The 24,700-nt window shown below is 39.8% G+C and carries 24 protein-coding genes; 9 read left to right on the forward strand and 15 right to left on the reverse strand.

Annotated features, from left to right (window positions below):
- Positions 1-2 precede the first annotated feature (2 nt).
- From CFPU101_RS04845 to CFPU101_RS04865, 5 genes are all read right to left on the reverse strand, one after another.
- On the reverse strand, positions 3-1,082 hold the full coding sequence (locus tag CFPU101_RS04845; RefSeq protein ID WP_206814206.1) for a TIGR03032 family protein: 1,080 nt from the start codon (positions 1,080-1,082) through the stop codon (positions 3-5).
- Between the two features lie 560 nt (positions 1,083-1,642).
- Positions 1,643-1,840, reverse strand: a complete 198-nt coding sequence (locus CFPU101_RS04850; protein ID WP_206814207.1) for a DNA-binding protein — start codon at positions 1,838-1,840, stop codon at positions 1,643-1,645.
- A gap of 121 nt (positions 1,841-1,961) precedes the next feature.
- On the reverse strand, positions 1,962-2,693 hold the full coding sequence (locus tag CFPU101_RS04855) for a TIGR04283 family arsenosugar biosynthesis glycosyltransferase (RefSeq protein WP_206814208.1): 732 nt from the start codon (positions 2,691-2,693) through the stop codon (positions 1,962-1,964).
- Between the two features lie 10 nt (positions 2,694-2,703).
- Positions 2,704-3,240, reverse strand: coding sequence for a vitamin K epoxide reductase family protein (locus CFPU101_RS04860; RefSeq protein ID WP_206814209.1), 537 nt, complete (start codon positions 3,238-3,240; stop codon positions 2,704-2,706).
- 527 nt (positions 3,241-3,767) lie between these two features.
- On the reverse strand, positions 3,768-5,819 hold the full coding sequence (locus CFPU101_RS04865; protein ID WP_206814210.1) for a DICT sensory domain-containing protein: 2,052 nt from the start codon (positions 5,817-5,819) through the stop codon (positions 3,768-3,770).
- Between the two features lie 186 nt (positions 5,820-6,005).
- Between CFPU101_RS04865 and CFPU101_RS04870 the strand changes: the two genes are divergently transcribed.
- The 4 genes from CFPU101_RS04870 to CFPU101_RS04885 all read left to right on the forward strand — a co-directional run bounded on the left by CFPU101_RS04870 (position 6,006) and on the right by CFPU101_RS04885 (position 9,925).
- Entirely contained in the window at positions 6,006-6,197 is a 192-nt protein-coding gene (locus CFPU101_RS04870) for an NAD(P)H dehydrogenase subunit NdhS (RefSeq protein ID WP_206814211.1), read from the forward strand.
- A 4-nt stretch (positions 6,198-6,201) separates the two neighbouring features.
- Entirely contained in the window at positions 6,202-6,870 is a 669-nt protein-coding gene (locus CFPU101_RS04875; protein WP_206814212.1) for an HAS-barrel domain-containing protein, read from the forward strand.
- A 76-nt stretch (positions 6,871-6,946) separates the two neighbouring features.
- Positions 6,947-8,137, forward strand: coding sequence for a DUF4336 domain-containing protein (locus CFPU101_RS04880; protein ID WP_206814213.1), 1,191 nt, complete (start codon positions 6,947-6,949; stop codon positions 8,135-8,137).
- A 180-nt stretch (positions 8,138-8,317) separates the two neighbouring features.
- Complete coding sequence (locus CFPU101_RS04885) at positions 8,318-9,925, forward strand: glycosyltransferase family 39 protein (RefSeq protein ID WP_206814214.1); 1,608 nt, start codon at positions 8,318-8,320, stop codon at positions 9,923-9,925.
- Positions 9,926-9,960: 35 nt separating this feature from the next.
- Here the strand turns inward: CFPU101_RS04885 and eno are convergent, their stop codons facing one another.
- From eno to CFPU101_RS04915, 6 genes are all read right to left on the reverse strand, one after another.
- A complete protein-coding gene (gene eno, locus CFPU101_RS04890; protein ID WP_206814215.1) occupies positions 9,961-11,244 on the reverse strand; it encodes a phosphopyruvate hydratase in 1,284 nt (427 codons plus the stop codon).
- Positions 11,245-11,403: 159 nt separating this feature from the next.
- Complete coding sequence (locus CFPU101_RS04895) at positions 11,404-12,297, reverse strand: alpha/beta fold hydrolase (RefSeq protein WP_206814216.1); 894 nt, start codon at positions 12,295-12,297, stop codon at positions 11,404-11,406.
- 51 nt (positions 12,298-12,348) lie between these two features.
- Positions 12,349-13,035: a hypothetical protein gene (locus CFPU101_RS04900; RefSeq protein ID WP_242577773.1), complete on the reverse strand. Its 687-nt coding sequence runs from the start codon at positions 13,033-13,035 to the stop codon at positions 12,349-12,351.
- 61 nt (positions 13,036-13,096) lie between these two features.
- Positions 13,097-13,429 carry a heavy metal-binding domain-containing protein gene (locus tag CFPU101_RS04905; RefSeq protein WP_206814217.1) on the reverse strand — a complete coding sequence of 111 codons (333 nt, stop codon included), beginning with the start codon at positions 13,427-13,429 and terminating at the stop codon, positions 13,097-13,099.
- A 23-nt stretch (positions 13,430-13,452) separates the two neighbouring features.
- On the reverse strand, positions 13,453-13,995 hold the full coding sequence (locus tag CFPU101_RS04910; RefSeq protein WP_206814218.1) for a DUF2808 domain-containing protein: 543 nt from the start codon (positions 13,993-13,995) through the stop codon (positions 13,453-13,455).
- 128 nt (positions 13,996-14,123) lie between these two features.
- Positions 14,124-16,280 carry a polyribonucleotide nucleotidyltransferase gene (locus tag CFPU101_RS04915; protein WP_206814219.1) on the reverse strand — a complete coding sequence of 719 codons (2,157 nt, stop codon included), beginning with the start codon at positions 16,278-16,280 and terminating at the stop codon, positions 14,124-14,126.
- A gap of 214 nt (positions 16,281-16,494) precedes the next feature.
- Between CFPU101_RS04915 and CFPU101_RS04920 the strand changes: the two genes are divergently transcribed.
- Positions 16,495-17,277, forward strand: coding sequence for an Rpn family recombination-promoting nuclease/putative transposase (locus CFPU101_RS04920; protein WP_206814220.1), 783 nt, complete (start codon positions 16,495-16,497; stop codon positions 17,275-17,277).
- Positions 17,278-17,279: 2 nt separating this feature from the next.
- Here CFPU101_RS04920 and CFPU101_RS04925 read toward each other — a convergent pair whose 3' ends face one another.
- Both CFPU101_RS04925 and CFPU101_RS04930 read right to left on the reverse strand, forming a co-directional pair.
- Positions 17,280-17,732 carry a nitrate reductase associated protein gene (locus tag CFPU101_RS04925; RefSeq protein ID WP_206814221.1) on the reverse strand — a complete coding sequence of 151 codons (453 nt, stop codon included), beginning with the start codon at positions 17,730-17,732 and terminating at the stop codon, positions 17,280-17,282.
- 14 nt (positions 17,733-17,746) lie between these two features.
- Complete coding sequence (locus tag CFPU101_RS04930; protein WP_206814222.1) at positions 17,747-20,020, reverse strand: molybdopterin oxidoreductase family protein; 2,274 nt, start codon at positions 20,018-20,020, stop codon at positions 17,747-17,749.
- A 519-nt stretch (positions 20,021-20,539) separates the two neighbouring features.
- Between CFPU101_RS04930 and CFPU101_RS04935 the strand changes: the two genes are divergently transcribed.
- Together CFPU101_RS04935 and CFPU101_RS04940 are read left to right on the forward strand one after the other, a co-directional pair.
- Positions 20,540-22,312 (forward strand): S8 family peptidase, encoded by a 1,773-nt coding sequence (locus CFPU101_RS04935; RefSeq protein WP_206814223.1) that lies wholly within the window; start codon positions 20,540-20,542, stop codon positions 22,310-22,312.
- Positions 22,309-22,530: a hypothetical protein gene (locus tag CFPU101_RS04940; RefSeq protein ID WP_206814224.1), complete on the forward strand. Its 222-nt coding sequence runs from the start codon at positions 22,309-22,311 to the stop codon at positions 22,528-22,530. The genes CFPU101_RS04935 and CFPU101_RS04940 overlap by 4 nt, the downstream gene beginning before the upstream one ends.
- Positions 22,531-22,585: 55 nt before the next feature.
- Here CFPU101_RS04940 and crcB read toward each other — a convergent pair whose 3' ends face one another.
- Positions 22,586-22,954, reverse strand: a complete 369-nt coding sequence (crcB, locus tag CFPU101_RS04945) for a fluoride efflux transporter CrcB (RefSeq protein ID WP_206814225.1) — start codon at positions 22,952-22,954, stop codon at positions 22,586-22,588.
- 60 nt (positions 22,955-23,014) lie between these two features.
- Here crcB and CFPU101_RS04950 point away from each other — a divergent pair, with 60 nt between their 5' ends.
- Together CFPU101_RS04950 and CFPU101_RS04955 are read left to right on the forward strand one after the other, a co-directional pair.
- Positions 23,015-23,476 carry a hypothetical protein gene (locus CFPU101_RS04950; RefSeq protein ID WP_206814226.1) on the forward strand — a complete coding sequence of 154 codons (462 nt, stop codon included), beginning with the start codon at positions 23,015-23,017 and terminating at the stop codon, positions 23,474-23,476.
- Positions 23,477-23,510: 34 nt separating this feature from the next.
- Positions 23,511-24,005, forward strand: a complete 495-nt coding sequence (locus CFPU101_RS04955; RefSeq protein WP_206814227.1) for a hypothetical protein — start codon at positions 23,511-23,513, stop codon at positions 24,003-24,005.
- A 32-nt stretch (positions 24,006-24,037) separates the two neighbouring features.
- On the opposite strand, the gene CFPU101_RS04960 is transcribed toward CFPU101_RS04955, so the two are convergent.
- Complete coding sequence (locus CFPU101_RS04960) at positions 24,038-24,571, reverse strand: phycobiliprotein lyase (protein WP_206814228.1); 534 nt, start codon at positions 24,569-24,571, stop codon at positions 24,038-24,040.
- Positions 24,572-24,700 lie beyond the last annotated feature (129 nt).

Consider the following 24,700-nt stretch of genomic DNA (forward strand, 5'->3'; position numbering starts at 1 on the left):
GTTTAAATTAATTGATTAGTAGTAAAATTCTCACCAATCGTTATTACCCGTCGTATTTCGTCACTTTTAAAGCCAATTGCCATCGGGCGACGCATTTTGGGCAAAACCACCACATCATAAAGTTCTTCGACTATTCCATCGATAGTCAAAGAATGAACAATATCGCCTCTGTTTAAATCAATGACCAATAACCCACAACGAGCGCTCGCCTTCTGTTGCTCTAACTTTTCATTTAACAACAACCCTGAAAAGGTTTTATTTCCTCTCGGTTTCGACAAACCAACAATGGCAAAATCACCACTAAACGCCAGTCCCCGTAAATAACCAGGGCAAAACGCAACTGGAATAAATTCCCCTGAGTCTATCTCTAAATATCCAAATTCTCCAGTTCCCGAATTGTGTAACCAGAGTTTTTCTTGATAATATCTTGGTGAATGTGGCATCGATAACCCAGTAGCGATAATCTCGTTACTAATTACATCAATGACACAACCGCCCTGTTGTCTCTGTTCTCGCCACCCCTCAGCGAGATCACTTTGACTAACTGCTGTCACATAGCGGGGTGTTCCATCTCGAATAGCAAGTCCATTGAGATGACATCTATCTTCGGCGGCTATCTTAGAAATAAAAGGAGGTTGCCACAGAGGGATAAAACTATGAGTAGGGGAAACGGTGGCTAAACAGCTAAACAGAGTATTGACAAAAATCAGTTCATCATTAACCAGTGTAATGTCGTGAATATCTAAATCCCCAGTCACATAACTTATTTGTGGGACATAAAAAACATCATAATCTTGATATACTTGCCCAGTTTCCAATGTATTTTCAAACCGCCAAAGCTGATAAAAGGTACTGATATATAAGGAGTTATTTTGAGCATACAACCCCATACATCGATCTAAAGTTCGTTCAAATACAGAGAGTTGCCCACTCGGTTGTAAGCCAATAAAAAATACTTTCCCTGCTTGATAGGTAGTAAAAGCAAGACTGAAATTTTGTTGGGCTAACCAGGGGACAAACTGCCGTGATGTATTGATTTCAAGCTTTTTATCATGTTCTAAATTTGTTGTAAAATTCGACATTTTGACCTTTAATTTTTTACACAAGCCTTGATAGCTCTAATAAAACCATCGGCAAGCTAAGTATTTTCAACTATAAATTTGTGATGTAGAAACAAAAAGCGCAATAAAATAAAAACTCATAAAAAGCGATGCTATCTATCATAAAATAGCATTTCGTTTTGAAAAAGGCTAATTTTTTATAAAATTTTAATTTAACGTATCGTTATTAAGAGTTGATTTGTTTTACTTAAGAAAAATTAGTGACGATTTTCTTCAAAAAACATTATAAAATTTTATTGACTTTTTGATAAAAATGTGTTAAGGCTCTCTCCCTGCCTCTTTCCACCTCCCCTAGCCCCTCCTGAAGGAGGGGGATAAATGGAATTAATTTTATTAGTTGAGGGGTGCCAAAGGCGGGGTGAGGTCATTAAAGAAAATGCTTTTAATGATCAGATGCGGCTCTCAATACTCGTGCCGAAAATGAGGTGAGGTCATGAATAATTAACGTATTTCAGCATAAAAATGTTTTAGGTACGTTAGCTCATGAAGCTGGATGACTTCTACTTGAGTTAGATAACGAGTCATGCTAAACGTTGATAAAGCTCTGTATTTTTAGTTAAGACATAGTTAGCCGCCCGATTAAAGTCAGGTTGATTTTCCGTTAACCAATCATTGATTTTATCCTGTAAAAGATGCTCTAGGGTTACACCTTGCCGTTGCGCCAGTTCTTCTAACTGGTACAGTTTTTCGTCTGATAATTGAATGGTTAAGTTAGACATATTTATTTTATTTTTGTGTCATAAGCTGTTGAATCTATTTTACAGTTCTCCATTAATTGCTAAACTCTCTTATTCTGAACTGACAATTTATTAAATGGCTTTTTTATAAGGTCATGAATAATTAACGTATTTCAGCATAGAAGCGTTTGAGGTAAACGGGTGGAACGCCTAAACCCCAGAGAATGCCGATAAAAAGATAAATAAAAATTGCCTTAAATGGCCCCCAGTGAGCCACTCGACGATCGGACGATCGCACTGTACGATTAACCTGAGCGATCCTACCGTAGCGTATCAGTTTTTCGCATAGATCGGCTTCTTCCATAATGGGCCATGTTGAATCGAAGCCGCCGCAAGCTTGGAAGTCACAACGACGACAGAAAATCACCTGATCCCCGAATAACAGCCGTAAACCTTGGGAAAAGGCAATAGGACGAAATACGAAAGGGATCAAGTAAGTTTTAATCGTATTAAGAATTGTAAATTCCCAACGAGTGCGGGTTGTCCCCGTCATTAGTGAGATCAAACCACCCGCCGTAATAGTCGGATCGGCTAAAGTACGATCAATGATAGTGACCAGATCAGCAGGTACAAATGTATCGGCATGGATAAAACACAAAACATCACCTGTCGCTGCTTGTGCGCCTAAATTCATCTGTACCGAACGACCTTTCTGCGGAGAAATCATGACCGATATCGCTTCATTTTGAGCAAATGCAACTGTACCATCTTGACTACCTCCATCGATGACAAAGATTTCCCAAGCAGGGGGATCTAAGATACTTAAGTTACGGAGAGTCTGTCTAATGGTAGTTGCTTCGTTCAAGGTTGGGATAATGATGGAAACACGAGTCATGTATTCCTCATTACTGCGGATTGCTCTTAGCGGCTGTATCCTTTTCTGGGTATCCGAGTAGAGTACGACTAGCTGCCATGACTTCAGGTGCAGCGAGGACAATTGAAACCAAAGAGCAGAACGTTGCTACCTGACAATATTCACACAAGGCTTTGTTTTCGCTCCATTCCTCACCCGCTAATTGTACCGAAAGTATGCCATCAAACACCAGTTTTACACCCATCGCAATTGGGATCAATGGATTACGTCGCGCACGATCTAAACCACCCATTGAAGCTAACCAAGCAGTCAGAGCATAATTAACCACCATCAAGGGCCCATCTGGAGCGTTAAAACGTTTGTAAGCATAGTTAGAGGCATCAACGCGATCGGCATCAAAAATAGGGACAGGTGGATCGGGTAAATGACTGATGACCCCCGTTTGGTACAGAGTAACCAGTTGTCCCATTGAGCCACCCAGCATAGATAGACCGATGATCCATCGCCGACGGGTCATGTGTGGGTCTTTTCCTTGACGTAGTTCTTGACTTAATTGTTTTGGTTCCATGTCGCCTCGATCCTAAAAGTCTATCTGGTTTGCCATCGCTCTTATGTTGCTGACTTTCAAGCTATCAGACGATCCTTTTTCTTTCTTCTGACTAAAGAATGAATTACTCAATTCGTTTAACAATTCTTAATATTTTGAAAAACTTATGATATGCAAAAGCAATTTAAACGTCTAAACTGGTTCAAAAATTTATTTTAGCTGCATAATGATAGAGACAAGTTTTTGATAAACGGTGGATCATTTATGGAACTCAATGGAATGGAATTAGTTTTATTAACCTTCTTTAACGGAGCAGTTTGCGTTCTTTTACCCCGTGTCATTAACTTAAATTGGTCAAGAAAAAGTTAGTTAATTTTTGTAACTAAACTCTTGCGTAATTTGTTAATTTTATCTAATTAAAATGGAATCGGTTCGTTAGACATTCACAAGCTTTGCGATCAACTTCTATGGGATTGTTTCCCCAAAAAACTTGGCCAACAAAAATAGATCAGTTCATCCGTTGTATAAATTTGTACCGACCGATGTGCTTAATTAACCTTCCGTCGCGTGGTTTTGCGTCGTTTTTGGATTGGTGGTTCAGTGGTTTGAGGATAGCCATTATTTGAGCCATTTGTTATGATCGCTTCATTAACAATCGGTATCGTAAAATGAAACTGACTACCTTGATTTTTTCCTTCTGATACTGCCCAAATTTCGCCGCCCCAATTTTGAACGATTTGCCGACAAATCGCTAAACCTAGACCCGTTCCTCCGATACTTCTGCGTAATGCGCCTTCTTCTTGGTAAAAACGCTCAAATACTTTCTCAAGTCGGTTTGGTTCAATTCCTCGCCCAGTATCAGATACCGTCACTTCTAACACTTGTAAATTTGGGTGATTAACATTGATCGTGATGAGGCCATCTGGACTGGTAAACTTACAAGCATTATCCAACAGTTTTGATAAAACTTCTACCACCCATTCCCCATCAGCTAACACAAGGGGTAAATCATAGGAAACATGATTTTCGATCTTGGGTAGAGTACTCTCTAAATTACGAGCGCGAATATGACTCAAGGATAATTCAACACATTCTGAAAGTGATAGAGGCTCTGGATGCCATTGAATTCGACCGCTTTCAAGCTGTGAGAGGGTTAAAAAATCTTGAATCAATTTTCGCATCCGTTCGGCATCATGTAAAGCCGTATCAAGCATCACTTGACGCAATTCTGGAGACATATCAGGTTCAGTAGCCAAGCTTTCTAAACAAACCTGAATCGTTGAAAGGGGAGTGCGTAATTCATGACCTGTAATTGCAACTAGATTAGAACGAGTTCGATCTAATGCTGCTAACTGCTCATTCAAATCTTGTAAACTAGCATAAGCTTCTGCTTGAATCAAAGCCACGCCGACTTGAGTCGCAACCGCATCGACTAGGGAAATATCTTCGCTTTTCCAATAAGTCGGAACAGGGCCGCAATGATGGAGTTCAACCATTCCTAGTAAACGCCCCTGATAGAGAATTGGCATCAGTAGCCAAGAATAAATTGAACAACTTTGGACTAAATTTTGCAGAGATTGGGGAGAATTCGGCTCAGAACGGTCAATAATTCGAGGATCATGGAACGCATCATCAATACTAACTGATTCGCGCAATTCTAAAATTTCTTCAAATAGAGGATTATTTTTTAAAGGCCAGTTTCTCCCTTTAATTGAACCAATGCCATCATTTAAAAATTCATGTTTAATGGTTGCTGCTACATCATTTTCATTACAGCGATAGACCAGACAGCGACAAACGCCTAACCCTTCGCCTAATTTTTGTACCGCAACTTGTAAGATTTCTTCTGTGTCCAGAGAACGACGAATTGCACTGGTAATTGAATTAATTAACCGTTCTTTTTGTTCTTTAGAAGCTAGAGAACGATTCGCTTTTAAGATTTTATATTGTCCTGCTTGGAGATAAGTAACTAATCTTTGAACGAATGGATCAGGATGATTAGAAGATAGTTGAAGTGAAATTGCTGTTTTTAAGGGATCACCATCTAAATAAAGACGATTAGCTTCTGCGATTTTGTTGGCTAATTCAGGTCGATAGACTAAAATTCGATTTAAAACAAGTTTAGCAGCGATTTGGGTTACAGTCCGATCGCTTGTCCAAATACCCTCAAAACGGCGACTATTATCCATCGCGGTTTCGATTTTTTCTTGTTCAAAAATTTGTGTGCGTTCACGACAAATCAGACAACTAGCATAATGTTGTCCAATAACGATCAGATGCCATTCCTCAGCGAGTCCGTCATCGTCTGTAAAAGCGATCGTTTCATAAATATCAGAACGATTACTAAATTCGGTTTCAGGAGCCGCTAAGACATATACTTGTGATGTTTGACCCGCAATTCGTTGATAGCGATGAGCCTCCTGACGATAAAAACGTTCACGTTGAAAACTGGCGATCACCAGAGGTTGATCCGCCTCGGCGAGTACTTGATCTTCCATCGCGTGCGAAAGTGCCGTTAAAGAAGCTTTGAAGTACATTTGGGGTCGCCAATTCGGGATGAATTGCAACAGTTCTGCTAAGACAGACGTTGAGATGCTCATCTAAAATGTTTTTCCCTATGCCATAAAGGCGAAATGGCTTTAAGAAATTATCCTGTTTAATAGAGTAGTGTTTAGAGCGTCAAAAGGCCAAGACAATCTCCAAAAAACTTATTCTTGTTCTATTGAGACGGGGCTTCGGTGTTACAATCGTTTCAAGTTCATGATCAAAAAGTACTTAAGACAATTATGATTTTACCCGGCACAACTGTACGAGTCATTAACCCCGATGATACTTACTATCGTTTTGAAGGATTAGTACAACGGCTCAGTGATGGTAAGGTTGCTGTCCTTTTTGAAGGGGGGAACTGGGATAAACTGATCACTTTCAAACTATCAGAATTAGAAGAAGTCGTTCTTACCCCCGCCAAGAAAAAATAAAGAAATGCGCTTAACGTTACCGCAATTCACTAGTGATCGCCGTCACCCGAATCATATTGCTGAAGTCATCGAAACGGCAAGTACAGGTTTTTTAGCCCAATGTTTAGAACCTGAAGAATTAAGTTTTCCTGTGATGCCTCCGTTTGGCAGTTGGGTTAAAGCTTATGATGAAGAATCAGGTAATAAAGTGGTTGGTGTCGTGACTTTTGCGACGACTACACCCATTGACTCGGTACATCGTGCGCGGGCTTTAGGTTTATCGCTTACTGAATTGCGGGAACAACAGCCCCAAATTTTCGCCATGTTAAAAACCGAGTTTCGGGCGGCTATTGTTGGGTTTGAAACGTCTTCGGGTTATCAAAACGGCAATTCTGGGCGTTTGGGAGAAGTTTATCAATATTTACCTCCACGTCCGCCCCAAATTCACCAAGCCGTCTATCAATGTGAACCAACAGAAGTAGTACACTTTAGTGAGCAGTTAGAGTTTTTAAGAATTTTGCTGCAAGTTCGAGAAAGTCCCCCAGAAGCGTTGGCAGCCGCATCCATTCGAGATATCTATCAACTCCGAAGTGCCGATCGTCAATGGTTAGTGAAAGTGGGTAGACAGTTAAGTATACTCCTCAAGGATGATTATGATCGCTTACGATATATCCTGAGTCAAATTCATCTTTAAGCAGAAGACTTTAAACTGATTTAATAGTAGTTGGGACTGCTTCAACCCAGATTATTTAGAGATGAAAAAGATGTGGATGCAACAACAAAATAAAACTTTTAAAGACTGGTTATGGCCATTTTGGCCAGTTGTTCCCATCTATCCCTATAGTCAACGGCGGACACTTCGTCAAGAAATTATTAGTAATACGATTTGGACGTTTGAGCAGTTACAGGGAATTTTTTATGTTGTTGTTCCGATTCGCATGACGGTTATTAAACTAGCACAAGGTGGCTTATTAGTCTATGCACCCGTAGCACCAACTGATGAATGTATCAGATTAGTTAATGAATTAGTTGAACAACACGGCGATATTAAATATATTATCCTACCGACAATTTCGGCTGTAGAGCATAAGGTTTTTGTTGGGCCATTTGCGTATAGGTTTCCCAAAGCTCAAGTTTATGCTTCACCTTATCACTGGAGTTTTCCTCTTAATCTTCCCTTAAGTTGGTTAGGGTTTCCGCCAGATAGAACATATATATTACCAAAAGATAGTAGTCAAGTTCCCTTTGCCGATGAGTTTGATTATCGAATTTTGGGGCCAATTGATTTAGGGCCTGGACGTTTTGCGGAAGTAGCATTATTTCATAAACAATCGCAGACTCTACTCTTAACTGATACGATCGTTTCTGTCCCTACTGAACCTCCCGCTATTATTCGACTCGATCCTTATCCGTTGCTGTTCCATGCTAAAGATAGTGCATTTGACCTCATGCCCGATAATCTAGAAACTTACCGCAAAGGATGGCAACGTATTTGTTTATTCGCCCTCTATTTTCGTTCCAGTGTCTTAGAAGTTCCACCTTGGGGACAAGTTTTTCGTAATGCCTTAAAAGCCGCAGAAAAGTCTAAAAAAGCATATTTTGGTCTATTTCCCTTCCAATGGCGAGACAATTGGCCACAGTCTTTTGCAGCATTGCGTCGAAACGGTGAACCATTCGTTGCACCCATTCTACAGAATTTAATTTTAAACCGTGCGCCTCAAGAAACCTTAGCTTGGGCGGATCAAGTGGCACAATGGAACTTTAGGCAAATCATTCCTTGTCATTTTGATGTACCTATCCCCGCAACTCCTAAACAATTCCGCCAAGCTTTTAATTTTTTAGAAAAAGATTCGGCGAGCAATAATAATTTTATAGTGATCAAAGATCAAGAATTTATCAATGATCTTGAGATGAAATTAGAAAAAGCGTGGCTACTTCCACCCGCACAACCTAAGATATAATGGTCAAAATCAAGAATTTTTTTGCTAAACTCAGCAGCAATAGAGGAGATAAACAAACTCTAACTTAGTGAAGCCAAAATTAACGATTCTTGCTTTTTCATTATTGAATTTTTCTTTTGTTCCCTCATCCCAAACTCAGGTTACAGCTTAACTTGCGTTGAGTAGCGTAACCCTTTTATCATGTTCAAATTTACAAAAAACTGGCCAAAAGATTTTGATTTTTCTGTTATTTTTATCCTTATTACTGGGTTGATTTTTCGAGGAGCGATCGCTTATTGGATTGCCCCTGGTTATGATGAATCTTATTACTATATTTATAGTCATCAACTCGATTGGAGCTATTTTGATCATCCCCCTATGATCGCTCTATCAACGGGTTTGGGGACTTGGTTGACGGGAATTGCTAATCAATTTACGATTCGTTGGGGAGCTTTGCTTTTATATACTGGCAGTTTATGGCTACTGTATTTAACAGGAAAACGTCTTTTTAATCCTTATGTTGCTAAATTGACGCTAATTATTGCTTCAATTATTCCCGCGTTTGGCATTGTCTTCGGTATCTTTACTTTACCTGATGTACCACTAATTTTCTTTTGGTCAGCCAGCTTTTATTGTGCCGTCAGCGAATTTTTTACGGATGCTGATACACCTCCTCAACCCTATCGTCCGACTTATCGTCTAGCGATTTTAGGGATTTTGGTCGGACTCACTTGCTTGAGTAAATATCATGGCTTTTTCATCGGATTAGGATTTGTGATTTTTTGCTTGACAATTGCTCAATATCGTGCGGTATTTCGTTCGGGCTGGCTCTGGTTAGGCTTGGGATTGTTCATCATGACGCTATTTCCTCTATGGTACTGGAATTTACAACATGATTGGGTTTCTTTTGGGTTTCATCTTTCCAAACGTTTTCAAACGCCTAAACCGTTTAATATTTTAGGCGTATTGGGTGTTTTATTAGGAAATAGTCTAATTATGTTTCCGACTTTGGGGCTACCAATGGTGTGGCTGATGGCAAAGAATTTAGGGCAACAAATCCCTACTTTTTTTTCAAGTAAAGCGCGTCTGAAACGGAGTGATCTAGCAAATCGACAATGGCTAATTCTTTGTGTATCAGTGCCGCTTATTGTCGGATTTAGTTTAGTTGGAGGTTATTACTTTGTGACTCCAACTTGGGCAGTACCAGGCTTTTGGACACCGACTTTACTACTCGGATACTGGATGGGACAAAGGTCAAAACGATGGACATACAAATGGTTAAAATATTCTGGAATAACGATCGTTACTTTATTGTTATTGACGTTACTGCATCTCAATTTAGGCATTTTTCAGAAACCGAGTCAATATGCAATATTTGGGGGAATTGTCTCACCTAGATATGATCCTTCAACAGAGGTTTTAGATATTACACAATTACAGCAAGCTTTTGTCGATTCGCCTGTTTTTTCGGATGCTTTAGCCAATTCGCAGTTTATTTTTACTAATCTTTACTTTCTAGGTGGGTTAATTGATCTCGCAATTCATCCCCTCAAACCGATTCCAGTAGACTGCTTTTGTCGAGATCCGCGAGGCTTTGCTTTTTGGAATGATCCTCAAGAATGGTTAGGAAAAAACGGATTATTGATTACTAACAAACGATTTGTAGAAAAGCCTGAAGTAATTGACCGATATCGCCCTTATTTCCAAGAATTTCAGAAAATAGGAGAGATTCCCATCAAACGCGGGGGAGTTGTGACTAATATCTTTTATGTTTATCAGGGGAAAAATTTTTTAAAGGTCTATCCGTAGTAGAGACGCAACCCGCGTCTCCACCATGGTTCTATTTAAGGCTTTTTGAATTTACTCCAACCTGCATATTTAGCTTTACTACCTAATTCCTCTTCAATACGGAGGAGTTGGTTATATTTAGAAAGACGTTCACCACGACAAGGTGCGCCAGTTTTGATTTGTCCAACATTGGTCGCAACGGCTAAATCTGCGATAAAATCATCGGGGGTTTCTCCAGAACGATGACTCATCATACAGGTATAACCCGAATCGACAGACAGTTTAATCGCTTCTAGCGTTTCGGTGATTGAACCAATTTGGTTAACCTTGATTAGAGAACTATTTCCGACTTGCTCAGCGATCGCCTTTTTAATAATGCTAGGATTAGTGACAAAGGCATCATCACCGACTAATTGTATTCGACTTCCTAAACGCTCTGTCAGCAGTTGCCAACCTTTCCAGTCTTGTTCACCTAAACCATCTTCAATGGAAATAATCGGATATTGATTGATCCAACTTTCCCAGAGATCGATCATTTCTTCTGAAGATTTTTTGCTTTTATCGGATTTAAAAAACTCATAGCTACCATCTTTGCGGTAAAGTTCGCTCACTGCTGGATCTAAAGCTAGACAAATATCTTCACCTGCTTTAAAACCTGCTTTGGCAATACCTTCTAGAATAACTTCGATCGCTTCGATATTGGTCACATTTGGTGCAAACCCACCTTCATCACCTACCCCTGTGCTGTATCCTTTGGATTTAAGGATCGATTTAAGAGCATGATATACCTCGGCACCCATCCGTAACGACTCAGAAAAAGTCGGTGCGCCAACTGGTACAATCATATATTCTTGAAAATCAATCACATTATCGGCGTGTGCGCCACCATTGATGATATTAAAGCAAGGAGCAGGTAAAAGTATCGCTCCATCTCCGCCTAGATACTTGTACAATGGTAAATCAACTGATTCTGCTGCCGCACGAGCTACCGCCATCGAAACGCCTAAAATTGCGTTTGCTCCAAGATTTCCTTTATTTTCAGTGCCGTCTAGTTCTAGCATCTTATGATCAATAGATGCTTGAGCGGTTGCATCCATGCCTTTAAGAGTATCTGCGATCGCACCATTGACATTACTAACTGCTTTTAGAACGCCTTTTCCGCCATAACGTTTCGGATCTCCATCTTTTAATTCTAAGGCTTCGCGGATGCCTGTAGATGCCCCTGAAGGAACGGCGGCTCTACCTTTGCTACCGTCTTCTAGCACAACATCTACCTCAACAGTGGGGTTACCGCGAGAATCTAAAATCTCTCTTCCGTGAATCTTAGTGATAGCCGTCATAATATTTAGTCTTGGTGTACATAAATAACTACACTATCAAATAGTTGTGTTAAAAGGGTATTAGGATTTGCTTAAGTTTTTTGGCGATTGTTACTATCTACAATTGCTCTAACTCTCTTAAAGTAAACGAGGTAAACTAACACTACAAAATCTGATTTTTTAATTGGTCTGATTAAACTCTAAAATCTGTTCTGCTGTTACTTGTGGTTTTTCTAAATGGGGAACATGACCACATTCAGTAATCCACACTAGCTTACTATTAGGAATTAATTTTTTAAATTTTGTTGCATCCTTAATCCCTAAGATTTTATCGTTTTCTCCCCATAAAATTAAGGTGGCTTGTTTAATTGCTGAAATTTTCTCTAAAAATGAACCATAGCCCCCACTTTTAGTAAAAGCAATCAGGGCTTTATTCCAGTTATCACATTGTAAGTGTAGGGCGGCGCAAAGTTGAGCATCTAAACTGGCAAAAGTTTTATCATAGTAGGCAGCTTTACTAATTGAGCGTCTGACTGATGAATTTTTGAGGAAAGCAGTAGCGAAAAAGTCAAGGGGATAAAACATATATTTACCTAAAATCGGTGGTTTGGCTAATCCAGCACTATCGATTAAAACCAATTTCTCGACGACTTCGGGATAGGTTAAGCTAAAATCTAAGGCTGTTGCTCCTCCCATTGAAGCACCGACTAAAATAACAGGACGTTGGATAAAGGTTTTCCAAAAGTAATATAAATGGGTTTTAATCGTTTCGGGTGTGATGGGTACATCTAAACGTCTTTCACTAAAACCAAATCCTAATAAATCAACAGCCCATATTTCGTTATTTTGGGCAAGAATCGGCAATAAACGGCGATATTCAAATAAAGAACTATCAAAGCCGTGTAATAACAGGATAGGTGTTCCTCCTGCTCCTTGTTGTACATAGGTTGTTGCGATAGTGTCGGGACTAACGGGAGTTTGAAGAGAGATCACCTGTACCTGTTTGGCTAGATTTATTGAGGTAGATTCGGTTAGATTATTGATCGTAGAAAGAAGAAATGGAGTACTTGTCACGCTGATGAGCTTATCCTAAAAACATACTACTATTTTGACAAATTTCGGTCTTTAAGGCATCCATTCTAGAACAATACCAAAACGATTATCTTTGGCTTCTCGCGAGTTCTGTGCGCTAATATCAGCCGCTAGACGAAGCTTAGAGGTTAAAGCATATCCTACCGTAAAACTGGTGATCCCAACTTCATCACTTGTCCCAGGAGACACAAAACTTTGAGTGACTGAAATATCGGCTGCACCTTTACGAGAAAGGGGTAACATTAACTTTAATCCCACATTCACCCCATCGGTAGAATAGTCATTTGTTTCGATATAACGATATCCGACAACAGGGGCAATATTTACAGGATAACCCAAGGGTAGAATATAATATTGCAAATCGGCTCCGACGCTTTCCCGTTTGCCATTAAAAGAAGTTTGATAATCTGCTCTTAGTGTTAATCCCGTTTTACCAATAAATACATCTTCTACCCCACCATTAATCCCTGCTGAGTCATCCGATGAGGGAAACTGAGAATAGCCTAATCTTAAACGTGTCCGAAAAGCAGGATCATGTTTAATATCTTCTAAAATATTGGGTATTTCTTTTAACCAACGTTGTAAAACTGGACTGTCTTGGATAATTTCGGGTTTGATATCAATCGTTTGGTCTTCTGTAGTTTGGCTTCTAACTTGATGAGGAATGAAAATATAGTATATTCCAAGAAAAATAAAAAACTTTTTTTTAAATTGTTTCATTGTTTTGAGCAGTATTTTGTTTTTGGGTTTGGCAACCAAACCCCTACAGATTTTAGACTGATTACATATCAACAAATTTAACAGCCGTTCCACAGGCAGCAACCATTAACATATTACCGCCATTACTAATCCCAATCGACTCATAATCAATATCAACGCTAATAATAGCATTAGCCCCTAACGATTTTGCTGAATCAATCATTTCACGAATTGCAGTTTCTCTCGCCTGACGCAAAGACTGTTCATAAGCTCCCGATCGTCCACCAACAATATCACGAATTCCAGCAAAAAAATCTTTAAAAATATTCGCGCCTAAAATCGCTTCACCATTGACTAAACCACAGTATTGTATAATTTTTTTTCCTTCAAGAGAAGCCGAAGTCGTTACAATCATTTTAATACTCCTAAATTGTTAGATTAGTGGAAAAAAGAGTCTCGATAAAAAGTTAACCGTCCGACACCAAGATACAAACCCATCGGTTTTTCACCCATTGGATAAGCAGTAATCCCAAATAGATATATTCCATCAAAATCAGGATTTCGTCTAGGAACTAAACCAATTGTAATTAATTTACCTGGTGACACCGGTTGATCGAAGATCACTGTAATTAAATTTTGCTGCTGATCTAGAGTTGCACTTTTAATTACTATTCTTTCGCCTTTATTTCTAGGTTGCCCTTCAAAAGCAAAAGTATCATTGAGCCAATAATTAATATCCTCAAAACCTTGCCTTTGTTGAATGGTAACTTGTTGTAGGGGTTCACCAATATCACTGGGTAAATCAATGGTCACATAATATTTAGCACTCCAAACACTAACACTATTTTGAGTGGTTACCATATTCACTAAACGAGGTGCTTTTTCAAAACTACTTCTACCATCGGGAAATTGTACGGCAATAGCAGGAATAGCTAGTAAACTTAAAAGGCTAATGAGTGTGACGATCGCTTGTTTAAACATCGCTTTAATTCAAGACATCTCTAGTTCTCAATCTAACTCATGGTTTGAGCAATTGCTATTTGAAAGCAATAAACTATAAAAAATGCGCCGCCCAACTGACGACGCAATAGCTCATTATTTAAACAAGATTAAGCATAAGAAGCCGCTTTACGGGCTGCTGCTGCTTCATCAGGATGTATTCCTAAACGAGTCAAGTTTAACCGTCCTTTATTATCAATTTCGCGGACTTTTACCACGACTTCATCACCAACGGCTAATTCATCTTCGACTTTACCGACTCGTCCCTCGGCTAATTGGGAAATGTGGATCATACCTTCTTTTCCAGACATAATCTCGACAAAAGCCCCAATTTGAATAATGCGAGTCACTCGACCTACATAAACTTCGCCTTCATTGATGCGTCGGGTCATATTGTAGATCAGTTTCTTGGCTTTGTCAGCTTGATCGGCATCAACTGAAGCAATGGTAACGGTTCCATCATCATTGATATCAATTTTGGTTCCTGTTTGTTCCGTAATTCCTTTGATCGTTTTACCACTGGGCCCAATGACTAAACCGATCATTTCTGGATCGATCTTAATCGTGATCAAACGCGGTGCATAGGGCGATAGTTCAGTACGAGGTTGTTCAATAGTACTGAGCATTTTGTCAAGAATATGAATACGGGCGGGTAAGGCTTGATTAATGGCTTTAGCCACCGTATCCATCGATAATCCTGTGATTTTCATATCCATTTGCAGGGCGGTGATTCCTTCATCGGTTCCTGCAACTTTGAAATCCATATCTCCCAGAAAATCTTCAATTCCTTGGATATCCGTTAGAATTCGGACTTCATCCCCTTCTTTAATCAATCCCATTGCTGCACCGCTAACGGGTTTGAGGAGGGGTACACCTGCATCCATCAACGCGAGAGTGGAACCACAGACCGAACCCATTGAGGTCGAACCATTAGAAGAAAGAACCTCAGAAACAACCCGCAACACATAGGGGAACTGTTCTTGAGAAGGTAATACTGGAAGAATCGCCCGTTCTGCTAAGGCACCATGTCCAATTTCACGCCGTCCTGGGGAACGCATGGGGCGGGTTTCACCGACGGAATAGGGAGGAAAATTATAATGATGGATGTAGCGTTTTTCGTCTTCGGGATGGAGATCATCGCCTAAATCTTGGGCATCTCCAGGTGTTCCCAAGGTTGCTAAGGATAGAACCTGCGTTAAACCACGATTAAACAAACCGCTTCCATGAACACGTTTTGGTAAGACCCCAACACGACAACTAATGGGACGCACTTGATCTAAGGCACGACCATCAACCCGTACACCCTCATTAATGATCTGACTCCGCATCAGTTTTTTTGTCAAATCTTTAAAGAGGTTAGATACAATTTTTGCGTTTTCCACCGTCGCAACTTTTAGGGGATCTTCTTCGGGGAGTTCTGAAATCGCACTATTGACCAGTGTTTCTTTAACTTCGTCTAAAGCTGCGTCACGAGTCGGTTTATCATAATCGTAATGGGAAAGAATCTTTCTAATCGATTCTGTGGCACGTTCACTAATAAATGCTTGTAAGTCTTCATGGGTCGCGGGTTCTTCAGCTTTGATTAATTCAAGTCCTAATTCTTGCATTGCCTCATGCTGGGCCGTGATCAGATCTCGAACTGCTTCATAACCAAAGTCGATCGCTTCAATAATATCCTGTTCTGGTAGTTGATTGGCTCCCGCTTCAACCATCACCACGCCATCTGGACTTCCTGCGACGATTAGATCGAGATCCCCTTTCTCGATTTCGCTATAGGTCGGATTAATAATAAAATCATCTCCAATTAATCCCACACGGACGGCCGCCATTGGCCCAAAAAAGGGAATTTTTGCTAAGATTGTGGCGATCGATGCACCTGTAACTGCTAAAACATCGGGTGGTACTTCTTCATCCATTGATAGCGTTGTAGCCACGATTTGAATATCATTTCGCAACCAATTGGGAAACAAGGGACGTAAAGGACGATCAATCAATCGACTCACCAAAATTGCCTTTTCTGGTGGGCGACCTTCCCGACGCAGAAAACCACCTGGAATACGACCTGCTGCGTACTGTCTTTCTTCGTAATCTACGGTCAATGGTAAAAAATCAATCCCTTCACGACTTGGGGCTGATGTTGCGGTTACTAAAACTGCCGTATCTCCAGACTGAATTAGTACACTTCCTCCCGCTTGGGGGGCCAAGAGTCCTATCTTTAGCCGAATATCCCTTCCGTCAAAAGATATTGACTTATCAAATTCTTCCATTCGGATTATTATCCCTTTCTATCACTTTTCTCGTTCTGTGGCAATCCTAACATTTTTGGGGTTAAATACGTCTATAATTTTTTTTCCTTTTAATTAAATGAAGAAATATACTTAGTTTGAAACCATAAAATAGTCTCAATTATCAATCTTTAACTAATCAAATTCGATTTATGTTAAATTACATGACGTTAAAATACATTAATTTTTGTCTGGGATGAAAACGGATAAAATTTTTTATACTCTTTTTAAAGCTTTTCCTCAACTTCTGTTTGAATTGACTGGACAAAATACGGATTTAGCACAAGTTTATGAATTCACTTCTGTCGAGGTTAAAGAACTGGCTTTTCGTATTGATGGTTTATTTTTACCTAAAACAGTCTCCTCTGATAAGCCGATTTATTTCGTTGAAGTTCAATTTCAAAAAGATCCTGATTTTTACTGGCGATTTATTACAGAAATCTTTTTGTATTTAGGAACATATCAGATCAATCGACCTTGGCGGGCTATTGTTATTTGGGCTAAAGCAAGTCTGAATTATGAATTGCCAATTCCTTATCAAGATTTTGTCCTCAATCAACGTTTAGATCGAATTTATTTGAATGAATTGGCTAAGAGCGATCGACAGTCGGTAGGTATTTCTATCTTAAAGTTTATTGCTAGTTCACAGTCTAAAGCACCAGAGCAATTCCCCCTGTTACTTGAGCAAGTCGAACAAGAAATCATCGAAGTTCCTCAGAAAAAAGAAGTGATAGAATTAATAGAGAAAATCATTATTTATAAGTTTCCCAAAAAAAGTCGTAAGGAGTTAGAAAGAATGTTTAACTTAACAGACTGGAAAAAAACACAATTTTATCGAGAAGTCAAGCAAGAGGGTAAATTAGAAACGATTCCGCTTTTGCTGAGATTAGGGCTAACGGCTGAACAAATCTCAACTGAACTCGGATTAGAACTAGAATTGGTTCGCCAAGCCATCAAAAATTACAGAGAAAATAACTAACCTTAAATTAAATGAAATTCTTTTAAGGCTGGATAAAAATTTTGATTTTCATGGCTAGGACGACTTAATTTAATTAAGGCAAAACGTTCTAATGGTGTTAATTTTTCCCATTGCTGAGGTGTAATTTTTACATCCATTTCCGCCGCTTTTTCTAAAAGCATATCGGGAATGACTGTCGTATTTAGCCAAGGAGGGTTAGTCTCAGTTGGCAACTCTCCCGCAGGTTGTCCCGTTTTGGTTGTAACTAATTGTTGTAAAAACGATTGATATGTTTCTATTTCTTCAGCCGTCAAACAAGGCATTGTGATTAACGCCTCTTTTTCTAATGAACTCAACTGATTCCAATGGGTTAATTTTAACTTGATACCACAAGTATCTAATTTCATGCGTACCACCATCGGGATACAGTGCAGAGTATCCATGAAATCTGCTTCAAAATTGAAAAAATGAGTCATAATTTAGGCATTTTTTAAGACGATACAGAAGCTAATTCATTTTTGATTAAAAAGGAACTAGGGTAACTATGTTCTGTTTCAGAAGAATTTGTCACTGCATTAAGTTGCACCGCACAAGCTTTTAACTCAGGTTCAAGAGAAATTGGACAAGCTGAAGGATGAGTTAAATTATTAGCTTCTGCATCCAATGCCCAAAGTGCGCCCCAGTGCATCGGCACAAAGACACATCCTGGTGTAATCCCTTTAGTAATCATAACGGGAAAACGAGCTTTTCCGCGACGTGATTTTATTTCGATGATTTGTCCTTCTTGGAATCCTAATCGATTTGCATCTTTGGGGTGAATTTCGATAAACGGTTCGGGGTGCATTTTAGTAATTTTTTCAATTCGTCCCGTACGAGTCATCGTGTGCCAGTGTCCGTAGAGTCTACCCACAGTCAGCACAAAGGGATATTGTTCATCGGGAATTTCGACTAATCCTTTGGCATGGAAAGCGACAAATTTAGCACGTCCATCAGGAGTATTGAAGTGCCAATCTGTATAGAGGCGTTTTGCTTTGGGTTTTCCTTCTTTTGCTTTGAATAAACCCGAAAATAAGCCCGCAGTTGGTTCACTCGACGGGTTAGTGGGATTAACTTCAGGACAAGGCCACTGAGTCGGCCCATCTTGCTTTAAGCGTTCATAACTTAAACCTGTCATATCACAGGGACGATGACGAGTCAGTTCGACAAATTCCCGATATACATCAGCCGAATTCTTGAAGTTAAACTGTTCTGTAAAACCTAATCGACGACCCACTTCGGCGAAAATTTCCCAGTCAGGTCTCGCTTCGCCTACTGGTTCACGAAAACGGGGGCAAAGTGTCACAACTCGCTCAGAATTAGTCATTGTACCTGTTTTTTCTCCCCATTGGGCCGCTGGTAATAACACATGGGCGTAAGCGGCGGTTTCTGTGGGGTAATAGGCATCTTGATAGACGGTAAAGGGAGATTTGAGTAAGGCGGCTTTGGTTCGTTCTAAGTCGGGCATACTAACGGCGGGATTGGTTGCAGCAATCCATAAAACGCTGACATCTCCTGTTTCTAAACCTGTAATCATCCGCCAAGCATCTCGCCCTGGAAATGAAGATATATGATTTTCTGGGAGATTCCAGATTTTTTCGACTTCGGCGCGATGTTGAGCATTTTTGATAGAACGATATCCTGGTAACAGATGGCTGAGTCCACCAGCTTCTCGTCCACCCATTGCGTTCGGTTGTCCTGTTAAAGAAAATGGCCCCGCCCCGGGCTTACCAATATTTCCTGTCATCAGATGTAGATTATTAATAGAGCAGACTTTGGCAGTTCCCTCAGAAGATTGATTGACCCCCATTGACCAGAGTGAAAGAACGCTTTCTGATTCTGCCCAGTATCTAGCGGCTTCTTCTAAATGATCGATACGAATACCGCATTTACGCGCTACAACTTCGGGAGGATAATGACTGATGACTTCTGCGTATTGACTAAAACCTGTTGTACATTCATCAATGAAAAAGGTATCAAATTTACCCCAACGCATTATTAGATAAGCAATTCCGTTGAGTAAATCGATGTCGGTACCCGGTTTAATGGCAAGGTGAAGGGTTGCTGCTTCGGCTGTTTTTGTGGTTCGCGGATCAACGACAATGAGTTTAGCTTTTGGGTTCTTTTTGAGATATTTGTGGAGACGGTTAAAAACGATCGGATGACATTCAGCGGTGTTGGTTCCGATGAGAAATGCACAATCGGTCATTTCTAGGTCATCATAACAACAGGGCGGCCCATCTGAGCCAAAATTTTGTATATAACCCGCGACAGCAGATGCCATACATAAACGGGAGTTAGCATCAAAATTATTGGTTCCTAAACAGCCTTTAATGAGCTTTTGAGCAATGTAGTAATCTTCAGTCTGAAATTGACCTGAACCATACATACATACAGCATCAGCCCCTTGTGTTGCTGCTACAGACTGAATTTGTTGAGTGATGCGGTCTAGGGCTTGATCCCAACTGACTCGGCGAAAGGGTTCTGAGAGTGAATCCCGCATCATAGGATATTTTAAGCGGTCTTTATCGAGGGATTCAGTGATTGTTGCTCCTTTAACACAGACCATTCCTTGACTTGACGGATGAGAGCGATCGCCGACTACTTTCCAAATTGGGTTTCCTTGGCTATCACGATTGGTGGCACGACCAGAACCTGCTGGGGGGGTCACTTCTAGTCCACAACCCACACCACAATAAGGACATAGGGTTTTTACTGAGTCAGTCATAGGATTTTGCTTTTTTACCTTTTCTACCTTTAAGTCTGTCTTCTTTGATCGTCTTTAAAGTTCTGTTAATAAAGTGTAATTTTTAATACACTTTATCAGCAATTTTCCCTGTTTAGGATATCTATCATGCAAATTGTGCATTTTTGACGAGAATTTGCTTTAATTTAAAAAGATTATCTCATCTTTTCTTAAACTTAACTGCTCTGAGATTTTAGGAATGTATAAAATGATATAATCACTCCCATTAAAGTCATTAAAGTTTGACAAAAGTCTGTATACAATAAACGCTCAACAACTAACAGTTTTGTTGATTCGTGTAGAAGCGCTCTCCTCATTAACTTTATTCAATTCTTTTTTTGATTCCTCAATAAAAAAAAGGAAAAGCTTGTATTTTTTCTATTCCCCGACTTTCTCCTTTGTTTGGTTCCAAAACTTTACAACTAGAAATAGACCAGCCAAAATGTTGTTAGATCAGCTATGCTGGTTTGGATACAAGTACTTCGGTAGTGGGCAGACGCGATGAAAAAACTGTTACTGATATGCCTATTTATCATCGGGTTAGGAGTAGCCCTTGTCAATTTCAAAGGATTGGCAGCAAAAGGAAACTATAACTCGATTATTGTTAATTTTAGAGAAGATATTCCCTCAACCGTTTTGAGCCAGCAACTTGAAACGATCAGCCAACAATACAAGCAAACTCCTAATCTAAATAGTATATTTTCCATCAATGAACATCTCTACACCCTTAATGGCGACGAAAAACTATTAAAAGCACTGCAACGATCGCCCCTTACGCCGTATGTAGAATCCATTGAACCCAACTATATCTATCAAGCCTTTGAAGTTCCCAATGATCCAGAATACAGCAAACAGTGGAACTTCCGTAGTATCAATATCGAACGCGCTTGGGAAGAAACCCAAGGAGAAGGGGTTACTGTCGCCGTCATTGATACAGGTGTATCGAAAGTTCCCGACTTAGAACAAACTGCCTTTGTCGAAGGATATGATTTTGTCAACGATCGCATTGAGGCGATTGATGATAATGGTCATGGAACCCACGTCGCAGGGACGATCGCCCAATCGACTAATAATAACTATGGTGTCGCGGGGATCGCCTACAAAGCCAAAATTATGCCCCTGAAAGTGCTATCTGTTGGGGGTGGCGGAACCATCACAGATATTGCCGAAGCGATTCGTTTTGCGGCGGATCATGGTGCGAATGTGATTAATATGAGCTTAGGTGGCGGTGGCGATACTCAGGTTTTAAAAGAAGCGATCGACTATGCTCATGATAAAGGTGTCATTATCGTTGCGGCGGCGGGAAACTCAAACCAAAATTCTGCTGCTTATCCTGCGCGTTATCCCCATGTAATAAGTGTTTCCGCACTTGACCCTACTGGTAAAAAAGCCCCTTATTCTAATTATGGTGCAGGGGTTGATATTTCGGCTCCTGGGGGATCTGAAGAAGGTAAAATCTTACAAGAAACCATTGATCCCGATACAGGTAATCCCGTTTTCACAGAGTTTCAAGGAACCAGTATGGCAGCACCTCATGTTGCAGGTGTCGCCGCTTTGATTAAAGCTTCTAATGAAAAACTCGAACCCGAAGAAGTCCTAAAAGTCTTAAAAGAGTCTTCCCGTCAGGTGAAAGAAGATCCGTTTAATCATTATGGCGCGGGACAACTTGACGCAGCATCAGCCGTTCAACTCGCCCTCAAAGGTCAAATCACCTTTAAAGATTTCTTTCGTTGGTTAAGAGATAGTGGTTATCTCAATCCGCGCTTTTGGATTGATGGAGGAGTCGCTGCATTATTACCTAAAGTAGCAATGGTTTTAGGTTCTTATATCTTTGCTTGGTTTTTACGGAATTATTTCCCCTTCAATTGGACTTGGCCCCTCAGTACTGGCTTAATTTTTGGCAGTACAGGGTTATTTTTCCTTAGAGGATTTTATATCTTTGATTTACCGCAATGGCCATTTAGAGTTATGGGAAGTTCACTACCAGAATTAGGAAATATTATTCAAGGAAATCCTTGGTTTAATCCGTTCTTTGCCAGTGTAATTATTCCATTTTGCCTGATTGCGCTCCTGTTAGGTCATCGGCAATGGCGATGGTTTGCTATTGGCACAACTTTAGGGGTTGCCGTTTGTTTAGGTGTTGCTGCGGTGATGTCTCCCGGTGTGATGTGGTTAGGACAAGATACCTTAGCTAGATGTTTTCTCGCTGTCAATGCTTTCTTATGTATAGGATTAGCTTGTTTAGCGATGAAGGGAGATGAAAGTGCCATATGAGTAGCATTACTGTTACGGGAAAAGTTGAAAAATCAGGTTTTGGTGTAGGAGTTTGGGCGTTAGTCTCTGAAAGTGGAGAAACTTACGAGTTATATAATCCTCCAGCAGACTTGAAAAAACCTCTTTCTAAAGTCACTGTTACAGGGAAAATTCGGAATGATGTGATGACAGTGGCGATGATTGGCCCTGTTTTAGAAGTGACGGATTATAAAACCTGATCCTTTCGTAGAGACGCGATAAATCGCGTCTTTACCATATATCCAAGGTACGTCTCTATCTTTTTGCTAACCACATACCTAAAAAAGTCAGCCAAAATCCGCCAACTAAACTGACAAAAACATAAGAGAATAAGGCTTTATAGTTTAAAAGTTGCATCAGTTGTAAATTCTCATAAGAAAAAGCGGAAAAAGTTGTAAACCCGCCACAAAACCCAGTAACAAAGAAAAACCGCCAATTTTGATGGATACTATATTTTTCGATCATGCCAACCATTAAGCCAATTAAAAAACAGCCCACCAAATTAACGGTTAGAGTGCCATAAGGGTAATAGCCTTCAAAAGACTGACTGATAAACTTACTTACCCAATAACGGCAAATACTCCCCAAACCCCCACCGATAAAAATAACTAAAAATTGCTCCATTGATTTCTCGTTACAATAAATAAAAATCGTTTCTTACTTACCTTTATTTTTAAAAGTTCGATGAAACTTCAAAAACAACTGCACATTTTAGCGGATGAAGCCCCTCAATATGGTATTCCGACTGAAATTATGCAAAAAGCGGTGATTCCAGTAGTTGGTGCATTTGCTCAAAAACTACGACACGAAACTTATTATATTCTGCAAAATCAAACGGGAGACTGGTTAATCAATACTTTAAGTCATCGCCAGCACCCCGAATTAGAAAAAAAAGTAGTTTATGCTTTTAGTCGATCGCAAGATGCCGCAAAATATCAAAATACGACGAATTCGGTGGCTATTCCCGTCGCTCATTTACTATTTCAACTATTCGCACTCGGACAAATTGATAGTATTATTTTTATGGATAAACAAGGCAATTTGAATGATGGCGTTGAAATTTCTCGCACTGCACTACAGAGTAGCCTACAGCATCAACTTAAACAAGTGAAAAACGAGTTTTCTGCTCCGTCTAACTTCGCTTGAGATAAGCTTAAAGAAACAGCAGAACTTGAGTGTAATGTTGGAATCGACAAAATCAGAAAAAATCTTAAATTATTATGGGACATATCCATGTCCTGTCTGTCGTCATGGAGAAATCACACCTTTACCTTTAATGGAAGCCTTTGGCTGTAATTTTTGTCGCCACATCTTTACCGCTAATGAAGAACAGCAAACCCTGAGTATGGCGGATAGTCAGCTATCTTTAACTTGGTATTGGACGGGACAATCCTGGAAGGGTGTTCCACGTGAAGGCACTGAGGGAAAATTAGTTTATGGGATAGCTGCAACGATTTTTGTTTTTTTACCGACTTTAATCGTCAGTCTAGCGGCTTATTTTTTTCCACCGATACCTGATAGTCCTTTGTCTTGGCTACCGATGGTGTGGAGTATCATCACATTTTTTGCCCATTTGGCTTGTATCATTTGGCTTATAATTGAATATTATCAGTTTCCAGTGGCGATGTATTTTCGGGCGATTTTTCGACGATTTAGCATGATTTGGCGTTTATGAGCAAAAGGTGGGGATGACCCACCTTTAAATGATTAAACTCGTTTTTCTAAATATTGACCAATCATAATTTCTTCACCTAGACGAGAAATAATGGTTTGTCGAGTGCGATACTGCTGCCCAATCATTTTAATTTCTTCTTCAAAAACTGAGCCACTATATTCGGTTCTTAGACAAAGTGTATTCGGATTGGGCATCGAACAAATAGCGGTGACGGGTTTTTCTGTAGCAAAACCTCGATCACGATACAGTATATTACCAATTACACCGAATACGGTTGAACCTTGTGAGGGTTTACGACTTTCTTTAATATAATTACTTTCCCAAGTGACCAATGAACCGCCCAAGATTGCATTCTCGTCTTCTAATTGATGGGATTTGGCCAGTGTAACTAATTCTGGACTACCTTGCTTGAGATGTCGAATCGTAATTGAAGATACGACTTCTTGAGGTTCGGTTTCTTGTTTGAGAGTATAGTAACGTCGTTGTGATTTCCATGATCCTTCAGATGAGTGAAGAAAGTCGAGAAGTAGGCCTTCGATGGATAGTTGAGCGATGGAAATAGTCATATGTCAAGGTTTAAGCTACAGAATATATACACTTTGTCAAGCTTATGTATCTTAATTTTACATATCTTTACCTCAATCTTACTGAACATTTTATAAATGTGCCAACATTCAGGAGGAATAATCTTGTTA

The organism is Chroococcus sp. FPU101, assembly GCF_017312365.1.
In the GTDB taxonomy this organism is placed as follows: domain Bacteria; phylum Cyanobacteriota; class Cyanobacteriia; order Cyanobacteriales; family Microcystaceae; genus Chroococcus.

Bases quoted from the DNA above. Each gene is read 5' to 3' on its own strand.
- CFPU101_RS04845 (WP_206814206.1), bottom strand. From the start codon at position 1,082: ATGTCGAATTTTACAACAAATTTAGAACATGATAAAAAGCTTGAAATC.
- CFPU101_RS04930 (WP_206814222.1), bottom strand. From the start codon at position 20,020: ATGACTGACTCAGTAAAAACCCTATGTCCTTATTGTGGTGTGGGTTGT.
- CFPU101_RS04885 (WP_206814214.1), top strand. From the start codon at position 8,318: ATGTTCAAATTTACAAAAAACTGGCCAAAAGATTTTGATTTTTCTGTT.
- CFPU101_RS04905 (WP_206814217.1), bottom strand. From the start codon at position 13,429: ATGATTGTAACGACTTCGGCTTCTCTTGAAGGAAAAAAAATTATACAA.
- CFPU101_RS04955 (WP_206814227.1), top strand. From the start codon at position 23,511: ATGTTGGAATCGACAAAATCAGAAAAAATCTTAAATTATTATGGGACA.
- CFPU101_RS04850 (WP_206814207.1), bottom strand. From the start codon at position 1,840: ATGTCTAACTTAACCATTCAATTATCAGACGAAAAACTGTACCAGTTA.
- CFPU101_RS04950 (WP_206814226.1), top strand. From the start codon at position 23,015: ATGAAACTTCAAAAACAACTGCACATTTTAGCGGATGAAGCCCCTCAA.
- CFPU101_RS04870 (WP_206814211.1), top strand. From the start codon at position 6,006: ATGATTTTACCCGGCACAACTGTACGAGTCATTAACCCCGATGATACT.
- CFPU101_RS04855 (WP_206814208.1), bottom strand. From the start codon at position 2,693: ATGACTCGTGTTTCCATCATTATCCCAACCTTGAACGAAGCAACTACC.
- CFPU101_RS04920 (WP_206814220.1), top strand. From the start codon at position 16,495: ATGAAAACGGATAAAATTTTTTATACTCTTTTTAAAGCTTTTCCTCAA.
- CFPU101_RS04915 (WP_206814219.1), bottom strand. From the start codon at position 16,280: ATGGAAGAATTTGATAAGTCAATATCTTTTGACGGAAGGGATATTCGG.
- CFPU101_RS04910 (WP_206814218.1), bottom strand. From the start codon at position 13,995: ATGTTTAAACAAGCGATCGTCACACTCATTAGCCTTTTAAGTTTACTA.
- CFPU101_RS04865 (WP_206814210.1), bottom strand. From the start codon at position 5,819: ATGAGCATCTCAACGTCTGTCTTAGCAGAACTGTTGCAATTCATCCCG.
- CFPU101_RS04925 (WP_206814221.1), bottom strand. From the start codon at position 17,732: ATGACTCATTTTTTCAATTTTGAAGCAGATTTCATGGATACTCTGCAC.
- CFPU101_RS04940 (WP_206814224.1), top strand. From the start codon at position 22,309: ATGAGTAGCATTACTGTTACGGGAAAAGTTGAAAAATCAGGTTTTGGT.
- crcB (WP_206814225.1), bottom strand. From the start codon at position 22,954: ATGGAGCAATTTTTAGTTATTTTTATCGGTGGGGGTTTGGGGAGTATT.
- CFPU101_RS04880 (WP_206814213.1), top strand. From the start codon at position 6,947: ATGCAACAACAAAATAAAACTTTTAAAGACTGGTTATGGCCATTTTGG.
- CFPU101_RS04960 (WP_206814228.1), bottom strand. From the start codon at position 24,571: ATGACTATTTCCATCGCTCAACTATCCATCGAAGGCCTACTTCTCGAC.
- CFPU101_RS04935 (WP_206814223.1), top strand. From the start codon at position 20,540: ATGAAAAAACTGTTACTGATATGCCTATTTATCATCGGGTTAGGAGTA.
- eno (WP_206814215.1), bottom strand. From the start codon at position 11,244: ATGACGGCTATCACTAAGATTCACGGAAGAGAGATTTTAGATTCTCGC.
- CFPU101_RS04900 (WP_242577773.1), bottom strand. From the start codon at position 13,035: ATGAAACAATTTAAAAAAAAGTTTTTTATTTTTCTTGGAATATACTAT.
- CFPU101_RS04875 (WP_206814212.1), top strand. From the start codon at position 6,202: ATGCGCTTAACGTTACCGCAATTCACTAGTGATCGCCGTCACCCGAAT.
- CFPU101_RS04860 (WP_206814209.1), bottom strand. From the start codon at position 3,240: ATGGAACCAAAACAATTAAGTCAAGAACTACGTCAAGGAAAAGACCCA.